Origin of the sequence: Streptosporangium sp. NPDC005286 (assembly GCF_040607515.1) — a bacterium.
Taxonomy (GTDB): Bacteria; Actinomycetota; Actinomycetes; order Streptosporangiales; family Streptosporangiaceae; genus Streptosporangium.
Window position 1 is genome coordinate 1 of the sequence record NZ_JBEXGU010000255.1, and the last position, 9,091, is coordinate 9,091.

Here is a 9,091-nt window from a genome sequence, read left to right on the forward strand (position 1 = left end):
GCGGTTCGTTTTGTTCTGTTCTTTCGTTGTGCCGTTATTCTTTCAGGCCCGCTTTTTCGTGTCAAACCGGCTCGTTTTGAAGCGATTGACTTGATTTTGCAGGTCTTGCTGGAATTCGGCGACTCTGTTTCCAGAGCAACCCTTCTAACCTACTCGACCGTCTGATTCATGTCGAATCAGACCCCTTTTGGGGACAGATATCCCCTTGGGGCGAAGATCGTTAGAGAGGTTCCCGAAGCCCCGGCGCCACCGCCGTCTCCCTCGGGTCTGGTGAACTGTACGAACCTCGTCCCGCATCGTCAAATCGACCACGCCGTCTTCCTGCTCGGCGCGGTCCTGCTCTGGCGGGTGCTCCAGAAGACCGGCTTTCACGGTTCGGTGAGCAGCGGGTAGCCGGTGACAGGCGACGTCAGCGGGAGAGCGTGGCCGACATCGTCGCCACGATGACGCTGACCAGCCCCTCGACGACTTCGGCCCGGTCCACCTCGGGATGCTCCAGCCACCAGTCACCGGTGGCCTGAACCATACCGACGAAGGCGTGACCCAGTACCTGGGCGCGAACCGGATCGGGCACCGCCGTCTCGGCGGCGATCACCGTGCCGAGTTCCTCACCGAGGCTGCGCACGATGGCGGTCATCTGGGAGTGGGTCCGGCTGTCCTCCGCACCGGCCCGGTAGAAGAGGAACCGGTAGAGGTTCAGGTTGGCCGCGATCATCTCCAGATAGGCGTCGATCGTCGCCCGGGCGCGACTGCGCAGGTCGGCCCTGGCCCGGTCGAACTCCGGGCGCAGCAGGCCGACCACGGTGCGGACATGCCGGTTCGCCAGGGCCTGATAGAGCCCGCTCTTGTCACCGAAGTGCCGGTAGAGGATGGGCTTGGTGACCCCCGCCTCGGCGGCGATCGACGCCATGGACGCCTCGGGTCCCTCACGCCGGATCACCCGGTCCGCGGCGTCGAGCAGCGCTCGACGCCGATCCGGATCCCGTCCGCCCACCGATGCTCCCCTCACACGGAGAGGAACAGCATAGGCCGGGAGCCCCGGCCGAAAGCGCCATGAACGCGAACAGCGACTCCGGTGGAGTAAGGGACGTAACCCACTTCGCGAAGGACGGAAGGGACTGATTCACCGGCGGTCCAGGACCGCTGTGGTCCGTACGACGATCTATCGGGCAGTGAGCTGGATTGTCCGACGTGTGTGCTTTAGCGGAAGTGGCTCCGGGAAGGGGAACGAAAGGGAATGCGGGACGGGCGGGGGGGCTCTCGGCATGTCGGGGAAGAGCGTGAAGACGCGGCGAGCACGGATGGCTGTCAGGCGGGCGGCGTTCGGGGTGCTGCGGGCGCTCAACGCGAGGCGGGCGAGGCGCGCTCCGGCGCCCGACACGAGAACCGTCCGCATCCTGCTGCAGCACGCGTACGGAATGGGCGGCACCATCAGGACCGTGCTCAACCTGGCGGGTCACCTGGCGCGCGAGCGCGATGTGGAGATCGTCAGTGTGGTCCGGACGGCCAGGGAGCCGTTCTTTCCCATCCCGCCGGGCGTGCGGGTGTCGTTCCTGGATGACAGGACCCGGCGGCGAGGCCCGGTGGGGTGGCTGCTGTCGCGCCTGCCGAGCATGCTGATCCCGAGGCAGGAGAACGTCTACCGGGCGGTCTCACTGCTGACGGACCTGCGCATGGTCCGCTACCTGCGATCCATGCGCACCGGCGTGCTGATCTCCACCCGGCCGGGATTCAACCTGATCACCGCCCTGTTCACGCCACCGGGCGTCATCACCATCGGCCAGGAGCACGTGGCACTCGACGTGCACTCCCCCGAGGTCGTCCGGCTCATCAAGCGGCGCTACGGCAGGCTGGACGCCTTCGTCACGTTGACGCGGGTGGACCTGGAGCACTACCGCAGAGCTCTGAAGACGCCGCCCGGACGGCTACTGCGCATCCCGAACGCCGTGACCGCGCTGTCCGGTGGCGTCTCGAAGCTGGATGAGAAAGTCGTGGTCGCCATCGGCAGGATGGTTCACGCCAAGGGCTTCGACCTGCTGGTGAAGGCGTGGAAGCCCGTTGCCGCGGCGCACCCCGACTGGGTGTTGCGCCTCTACGGGCGCGGCAGGCCCGAGGCCGAGCGGAAGCTCCGCGCCAGGATCGAGAAGGCCGGGCTGTCGGACACGATGCTGCTCATGGGCAGCTCGTCGGAGATCGGCATGGAGCTGGCCAAGTCATCGATCTACGCCGTCAGCTCGCGCTACGAGGGATTCAGCATGACGATCCTGGAGGCGATGAGCAAGGGCGTGCCGGTGGTGAGCTTCGACTGCCCGCACGGCCCCGGGGAGGTCATCGCACACGAGCACAACGGGTTGCTCGTTCCGCCGAAAAAGCCCGCGGCGCTCGCCGAGGCGCTCTGCCGGCTGATCGAGGATCGGGAGCTGCGTGGCAGGCTCGGCGACAACGCGGTGCTGACGGCAGCCGACTACAGCCTCGACGCCATCGGGGCCCGCTGGGACGCGCTTCTGGCGGAGCTCGGTGACGGGCATCCCAGCGACCAGAAGCGGCGCCTGCCGGTATAACGCGTGGTTCGTGGGTGAAACTCCGGTAATCTGCCGCTCGTCTTCAGGAGGTGGCAGGTGGCCGGAGCGGGTGCCGTCGCCGTACCGGGCTACGAGGTGTCCGGGGTGCTCGGCCAGGGTGGTTTCGGAATCGTCTACCGGGCCAGGCAGCTGGCGGTGGAGCGTGAGGTCGCGCTCAAGGTGGACAACCGGGTGCTGGTCTCGGAACGGGACCGGCGCCGTTTCATGCGCGAGGTGACCTCGGCGGGCGCCCTCTCCGGCCATCCGCACGTCGCCCATGTCTACGACGCCGGGGTCCTGCCCGATGGGCGGCCGTACATGGTCCTGGAGCTGTGCCCTGGCGGGTCGCTGCTGGACCGGATGCGTGCGGAGGGGCGGCTGCCGCCGGCCGAGGTCACCGACATCGGCATCAAGATCGCCGACGCGCTGTCGGCGGCGCACGCCGCCGGAGTGCTGCACCGCGACATCAAGCCTGCCAACATCCTGATCAACCGGTACGGCAATGCGGTGCTCTCCGACTTCGGCCTGGCCACCATGCCCTCGTCGGGCAGCGAGGCGTCGGTGACCAGGGAGTCCCTCACCCCTGCCTATGCTCCGCCCGAGGCGTTCGAGCTGACCGAACCCGCCCCCGCGGGCGACGTCTACTCCCTCGCCGCCACGCTGTACGCGCTGCTCTCCGGGCGCCCTCCGCGCTTCCCGGAGAGCGGCGTGGTCAACATCGCGGTCATCATGGCCCTGCACCGCCTGCCCGTCCCCGAGATCCCGGGGGTGCCGCCGGAACTGACCGCCGTGCTCAGGGATGCCATGGCCGCCGACCCCGCGCGGCGCACCCCCTCGGTGGCCGCGCTGCGCGACGCCCTCGCGAGCCTGCGTCCGGGGGGTGACGCCCCGGCCTCCCCGCCTCATGCCCCGCGGCCCGTCCCCCCTATTCCCACCCCCTCCCCCTCGCCGCCGTACGCCACAGTGCCACCGCCGTACGGCACGCCGCCGCTCCAGGGCGGGCCCGGCAGGGAGCCGGTGCGGTCGCATCTGACGTCTCCGGGGGTGAGCGGTACCAAACCGCCCGAGCATCCCGCCTCGTCGAACACGCGGGTCTTCGTCGCGGTGGCGGTAGCCTTCGTGATCCTGCTACTGGCCGGGGCCGGGCTCATGTACGTCGAGAATCGCGACCAGACCCCGACCACCTCGCAGCAGTCGGGCCGGCAGGCGCTCCTGAGCGGCGAGAACGCCGGGGACGGCACGACCTCGGCGTCCGGCGTGTCCGCGGCCCCCAAGGTCCCGGAGGTTCCCACGGTCACGGCGGCCTGTCCCGCCTCGGCAGTCGCGGGTGCGGGGGCCGCGTGCGTGGTGAAGCCCGAGTGCTGGGGCGGCCTCGTCTCGATCGCGGGCGACACCACGGCCAAGCGGATCGGCTGTGAGGAGTCACACGTGTGGGAGACGTACGCGATCGCCCCGCTTCCGCAGGACTCGCTCACCTACGACCTGGCAGCCCTGGAGAAGCATCCGACGGTGCGGAAGGTGTGCTCGGAACAGGTCATGTTCGCCTCCATGTACGACACCCGCAGCGATCGGCGGAGCAGGTGGCAGGGCACGGTCCTGCCACCCTCCCAGGAGCAGTTCCAGGGTGGGGCACGGACCTACCGGTGCCTGGGCGGCCTCATCGGCTTGGAGACCCCGGGAATCCGCTTCGGCCGGTGAGCCCTCTCGGGGTGGGGTCCGGTCACGTCGCCCCCGCTCCCAGCGGGGCCGGAGCCGCCCGGAGGCGGACGGTCCGCCGGTCGGCACGGCGCCGACACTCTCTTCGCCCCTTTAGTCAGGGCGGGTGCGGACTGGCATTCTTGGCGTGAAGAATTGGATGGAAGCGAAATGTGAACGCTCGCTTCACGATCTGCGTACGTCACAAACGGTGATGGTGCACGGACCGGGTTCGCTCATGCTTTCGAGAAACCCACTACGTGGCATCCTGTCGTGTTTTCTTTCCCGGTCATGAGGACCGAGGTCTCCGAGCTGGAGGTATTTGATGACTCAGGCACAGATCGGTGTGACAGGGCTGGCCGTCATGGGGGCGAACCTCGCCCGTAACCTGGCCAGGCACGGGCATTCGGTAGCGGTGCACAACAGGTCACACCACAGGACCAAGGCACTGGTCGAGGAGCACGGGGACGAGGGGACCTTCGTTCCCTGCGAGACTCCCGAGGAGTTCGTCGCGGCGCTGCAGCGCCCCCGGCGCATCCTGATCATGGTCAAGGCCGGGGCGGCGACCGACGCGGTGATCGAGGAGTTCGCCCCCCTGCTGGAGCCGGGCGACATGCTGGTGGACGGCGGGAACGCGCACTTCCTCGACACACGCAGGCGCGAGGCCGCGCTGCGCGAGCGCGGCCTGCACTTCGTCGGCGCGGGCATCTCCGGCGGGGAGGAGGGCGCGCTGCTCGGGCCGAGCATCATGCCTGGCGGCTCGAAGGAGTCGTACGAGACGCTGGGGCCGTTGCTGGAGGACATCGCGGCGAAGGTCGACGGCGTGCCCTGCTGCGCGCACATCGGCCCCGACGGCGCCGGGCACTTCGTGAAGATGGTGCACAACGGCATCGAGTACGCCGACATGCAGCTCATCGCCGAGGCGTACGACCTGCTCAGGCAGGGGCTCGGCCGGACCCCGGCGGAGCTCGCGGACATCTTCGCGGAGTGGAACTCAGGTGAGCTGTCCTCGTACCTGATCGAGATCACCGCCGAGGTGCTCCGCCAGGTCGACGCGGCCACCGGCAGGCCGCTCGTCGACGTGATCGCCGACCGGGCGGAGCAGAAGGGCACCGGCCGGTGGACCGTACAGATCGCCCTGGACCTGGGGGTTCCGGTGAGCGGCATCGCCGAGGCGGTGTTCGCCCGCTCCCTGTCCGGCCACGCCGACCTGCGCGCGGCCGCGCGCGGCCTGCCGGGCCCCTCGGGCGTACCGGCCGGCGCCGTCGGCGAGGACTTCGCCGAGGATGTGCGGCGGGCGCTGTACGCCTCGAAGATCGTCGCCTACTCCCAGGGGTTCGACATGATCAGGGCGGGCAGCGCCGAGTACGGCTGGAACGTCGACCCCGGCGTGCTGGCCACGATCTGGCGGGGCGGCTGCATCATCCGCGCCGTCTTCCTGAACCGCATCCGTGAGGCGTACGCGGCGCCGGACAAGCCGGTCACCCTGCTCGCCGCCCCCTATTTCGCCGAAGCGCTGACCCTGGCGCAGGACTCGTGGCGGCGGGTGGTGGCGAAGGCCGCCGAGCTGGGCATCCCGGCACCGGGCTTCTCCACCGCGCTGGCCTACTACGACGGGCTGCGGGCCGAGCGCCTGCCCGCGGCCCTGATCCAGGGCCAGCGTGACTTCTTCGGTGCGCACACCTACCAGCGGGTGGACCGCGAGGGCTCCTTCCACACCCTGTGGTCGGGCGACCGCACGGAGATCGAGAGCTGACATCCTCGGCGGGCGGCGGAAGGTCTCGCCGCCCCTCCCGCGGCGGGCCGTTCAGCCACGGCCGCTGCGGTGCCGGGGGCCGTGCGGGTCCGGACAGTGCCGGGTCGCTCTCCCGGCCAATCGACAACCGCTGCCGCTGACCACCGGACAGGCGTTCGCCCATCTCCCCGACGACGGTCTCGTAGCCCTCGGGCATCGCCAGGATCGTGTCGTGCAGCGCCGCCCTGTGGCAGGCCGCCTCCGGTTCCTCCCGGGTGGCCTCAGGCCGGGCGATGCGCAGGTTCGCGGCGACCGTGTCGTTGAACAGATAGGTGCGCTGGCCGACGACGGCGACGAGGTCGCGCAGCTCCTCCAGGCTCATGCGGTCGATCGGGACGTCCCCGACGCGGACCGAACCCGAGGCCGGATCCCAGAAGCGCAGCAGGAGCGAGACCAGCGTGGACTTGCCGGAACCTGACGGACCGACCAGGGCGAGCCTCTCTCCCGGCGCGATCCTGAAGCTCACGTCTCGGAGCACCGGAGACTCCGGGTCGTAGGCGAAGCTCACGCCGTGGAACTCGACCTCCGCGGGGGCGTCGGCGGGGGCCTGCGTCGCGGGATCGGGTATCGACGGCCGCTCGGCCAGGAGCCGTTTGATCTCCTTGGCCGCGGCGCTGCCGCCCATCCCGATGTAGAAGAACTGGCCGACCTTGTCCAGCGGCTCGACGAGCTGGGCTGTGCTTCGCGGCCGCGGTCAGCTTGCCGTTCCTCGGGGCGCGCATCACGATGTTCGCGCTCACCAACGCCTTCTTCGGCGCGGCGATCGCCAACCTGACCGCCGGCCTGGCCGATCTGCTGCCGGCGGAGCGGCGCGGTGTCGGCTTCGCCGTACTCCAGTTCACCCTTGCCCTCAGCGGAGCGCTCGGACCGCTCCTGGTGGGCACGGTGTCCGACGTGTTCGGCTCGCTGCTCTACGCCTTCGCCGCCCTGCTGGTGCCCGCAGCGATCAGTGGCCTGGTCGTGCTACGGGCACGCTCCAGTTACGACGCCGAAACCGCCCGGACGTGAGTGAGTGCTCGCCCGGCCCGGGTCAGCCGCCACACCGCCACCGCGAAGGCCGTCCAGACGCAGGTGTTGAGCGATTCCTCAAACCACTGCAGGGTGATGGTCTGCTCCGGCTGCCCGGCGAGCATCCCCATGCTGTAGGTACCGAGGATGTTGAACCCCAGCAGGGCCATCGCCACGGTGTCACCCGACTTCTGGGCCAGCAGGATCATTCGCACGGCGAGCAGCGTCGCCGACGCCGTGGTCACGACGAGCAGCGGCCAGGTCGCTCCGACGCCGGCCGCGGTGACGACTCCGATCAGGGCGAAAGCCACGAACGCCCACAGCGGAGCGATCCTCCTGCCCGCCTCACCGGGACGGACGCTCAGCAGCGCCCAGGCGAGAAGGGTGAAGCCCGGCCCGAGCAGGAAGAACTGGGCCTTGGCCATCCAGACGATGTCCGGCCCGCCCAGGGCCACGATGGTCTTCCAGGTGGCCTTGAGGGCGCCGCCGATCACGACGAGCGTCCCCCCGGCCAGTGCGGCACGCGTCACCTTCGGTCCGGCGAGGGCGCCGACGCGGGCAACGAGCAGGGTGACACCGGTCGCCATGGCGAGAACCGGCAAGAAGTCCACAAGCGCCAGAGAGAGGGGGTATTCCACGGCACTACCATCCGATTCCCTAGAGGAAACACTGTTTCCAAAGTAGGAACACGTGGAGATGTCTGTCAATGACGGAACCGCGCCGGGCCCACCCTCCGGCGGGGCAGGAACCCTGCGGCCGCATCGTCATGATCACCTCGCGACGCCCGCGGGCGTGTCGCGGCCGGCTCGGAAGGTCACGCCGCGCGAGGTCTCCGGTGCGGCGTTCAGCCCAGTTTCGGGAGCAGGGCGAACGCGTGGTCGGCGGCGGCGACGGCCGAGAGGTGGGTCCGCTCGGCGGTCTCCCCCTCCACCAGCCTCAGCCAGTTGCGCCGGGCCAGCACCCGCTGAACGGCCAGGACCTGGCCCGCGACGAGTCGCGCGGTGAGCTCGTCGGTGATCTCGGCGAGCGCGGCGGCGAGGGCCTCCTCGTCCGAGGCCATGTGGTGGAGCACCCGGGCCGCGAGGCTGGGCGTGGAGAAGACCATCCGGTGGTATTCGAGCACCTCGGGGTGGTCGTTGAGCCCCGTCACGGGATCGCGCCGCTCCAGCCCGGCCAGGAAGTGGCGGCGCAGCGCCTCCAGCGGCGCCTCGCCCGCCCCGCGCTCGCGCACGACCCGGGCGGCCTCGCCCTGATGGTCGGAGATGCGGTGCAGGACAAGGTCCTCCTTGGTCGGGAAGTACTTGAAGAGCGTCGGTTTGGAAACCCCCGCCGCCGCCGCCACCTCGGCGACCGACACCTCGTCGAATCCCCTCTCCAGGAAGAGCGAGATCGCCTCCGCCGAGATCGTCTCGTGGACCTGCCGCCTCTTGCGTTCACGGAGTCCTGTCACGCGTTCCAACCTAACAGAAGCGCAACCCGGTTAATATCTTGACCGAGTTAAGTTTTTTGGAGGTGATGGGCGATGACAGGTGCCGGACTCGACGACGAGCGGGCCTATCTGGCGGAGTGCAGGGCGGCCATCCGCCGGATGGCCGAGAGCGCGCGGCTGAACGTCGTCATCGGCGAGCGGGTGGCGGGCGACCGCTACAGCGCGGAGCGGCTGGGTTACGACCTGAGGAGCCTTGCCAAGGAGCTGGACGAGCAGCCGGACGGACCCCCGTTCTTCGGCCGCCTCGACTTCGCTCCGGGCCTGGGCATCGGTACCGGCCTGGCCGAGCACCACGGGCAGCGCTACTACATCGGCCGGCGCCATGTCTCCGGTGGCACCGGGCGAGCGCCGATGGTGATCGACTGGCGTGCGCCCGTCTCCACGACGTTCTACCGGGCGAGCGCCCGCGACCCGCAAGGAGTGTCCGTACGGCGCCGTTTCGGCTGGTCCTCGAAGCCGGTCACACTGACCGGCCCTGTCGACCGACGCCCCCGCGAGGACCGCCCCCGCCACGTTCGTGTTCGATCCCCGTGATCCGGTTCC

General features: G+C 69.6%; 9 protein-coding genes and 1 pseudogene. 6 read left to right on the top strand and 4 right to left on the bottom strand.

Annotated elements, in window-relative coordinates:
• Window positions 1-270 precede the first annotated feature (270 nt).
• Window positions 271-393, top strand: a complete 123-nt coding sequence (locus tag ABZU75_RS43360; RefSeq protein ID WP_355568321.1) for a hypothetical protein — start codon at window positions 271-273, stop codon at window positions 391-393.
• A gap of 16 nt (window positions 394-409) precedes the next feature.
• Here ABZU75_RS43360 and ABZU75_RS43365 read toward each other — a convergent pair whose 3' ends face one another.
• Window positions 410-994, bottom strand: coding sequence for a TetR/AcrR family transcriptional regulator (locus ABZU75_RS43365; RefSeq protein WP_355568324.1), 585 nt, complete (start codon window positions 992-994; stop codon window positions 410-412).
• A 307-nt stretch (window positions 995-1,301) separates the two neighbouring features.
• Here ABZU75_RS43365 and ABZU75_RS43370 point away from each other — a divergent pair, with 307 nt between their 5' ends.
• From ABZU75_RS43370 to gndA, 3 genes are all read left to right on the top strand, one after another.
• The gene (locus ABZU75_RS43370; protein ID WP_355568327.1) at window positions 1,302-2,561 is read left to right on the top strand and encodes a glycosyltransferase family 4 protein; all 1,260 of its coding nucleotides are present in this window, start codon (window positions 1,302-1,304) and stop codon (window positions 2,559-2,561) included.
• A 57-nt stretch (window positions 2,562-2,618) separates the two neighbouring features.
• Window positions 2,619-4,259 (top strand): serine/threonine-protein kinase, encoded by a 1,641-nt coding sequence (locus ABZU75_RS43375; RefSeq protein ID WP_355568330.1) that lies wholly within the window; start codon window positions 2,619-2,621, stop codon window positions 4,257-4,259.
• A 322-nt stretch (window positions 4,260-4,581) separates the two neighbouring features.
• Window positions 4,582-6,012, top strand: coding sequence for an NADP-dependent phosphogluconate dehydrogenase (gene gndA / locus ABZU75_RS43380; RefSeq protein ID WP_355568333.1), 1,431 nt, complete (start codon window positions 4,582-4,584; stop codon window positions 6,010-6,012).
• 124 nt (window positions 6,013-6,136) lie between these two features.
• Here the strand turns inward: gndA and ABZU75_RS43385 are convergent.
• Window positions 6,137-6,676: pseudogene (locus tag ABZU75_RS43385) on the bottom strand (ATP-binding cassette domain-containing protein); the annotation flags it as partial.
• A 101-nt stretch (window positions 6,677-6,777) separates the two neighbouring features.
• Between ABZU75_RS43385 and ABZU75_RS43390 the strand changes: the two are divergent.
• A complete protein-coding gene (locus tag ABZU75_RS43390) occupies window positions 6,778-7,059 on the top strand; it encodes a hypothetical protein (protein WP_355568336.1) in 282 nt (93 codons plus the stop codon).
• Here ABZU75_RS43390 and ABZU75_RS43395 read toward each other — a convergent pair.
• Complete coding sequence (locus ABZU75_RS43395) at window positions 7,032-7,697, bottom strand: hypothetical protein (protein ID WP_355568339.1); 666 nt, start codon at window positions 7,695-7,697, stop codon at window positions 7,032-7,034. The genes ABZU75_RS43390 and ABZU75_RS43395 overlap by 28 nt on opposite strands.
• A gap of 206 nt (window positions 7,698-7,903) precedes the next feature.
• On the bottom strand, window positions 7,904-8,509 hold the full coding sequence (locus tag ABZU75_RS43400) for a TetR family transcriptional regulator (protein ID WP_355568342.1): 606 nt from the start codon (window positions 8,507-8,509) through the stop codon (window positions 7,904-7,906).
• A gap of 72 nt (window positions 8,510-8,581) precedes the next feature.
• On the opposite strand from ABZU75_RS43400, the gene ABZU75_RS43405 reads away from it, so the two are divergent.
• Window positions 8,582-9,082 (top strand): hypothetical protein, encoded by a 501-nt coding sequence (locus ABZU75_RS43405; RefSeq protein WP_355568345.1) that lies wholly within the window; start codon window positions 8,582-8,584, stop codon window positions 9,080-9,082.
• Window positions 9,083-9,091 lie beyond the last annotated feature (9 nt).

Excerpts from the sequence above, each read along its gene's own strand:
- ABZU75_RS43390 (WP_355568336.1), top strand. The coding sequence starts at position 6,778 with ATGTTCGCGCTCACCAACGCCTTCTTCGGCGCGGCGATCGCCAACCTG.
- ABZU75_RS43405 (WP_355568345.1), top strand. The coding sequence starts at position 8,582 with ATGACAGGTGCCGGACTCGACGACGAGCGGGCCTATCTGGCGGAGTGC.
- gndA (WP_355568333.1), top strand. The coding sequence starts at position 4,582 with ATGACTCAGGCACAGATCGGTGTGACAGGGCTGGCCGTCATGGGGGCG.
- ABZU75_RS43370 (WP_355568327.1), top strand. The coding sequence starts at position 1,302 with ATGGCTGTCAGGCGGGCGGCGTTCGGGGTGCTGCGGGCGCTCAACGCG.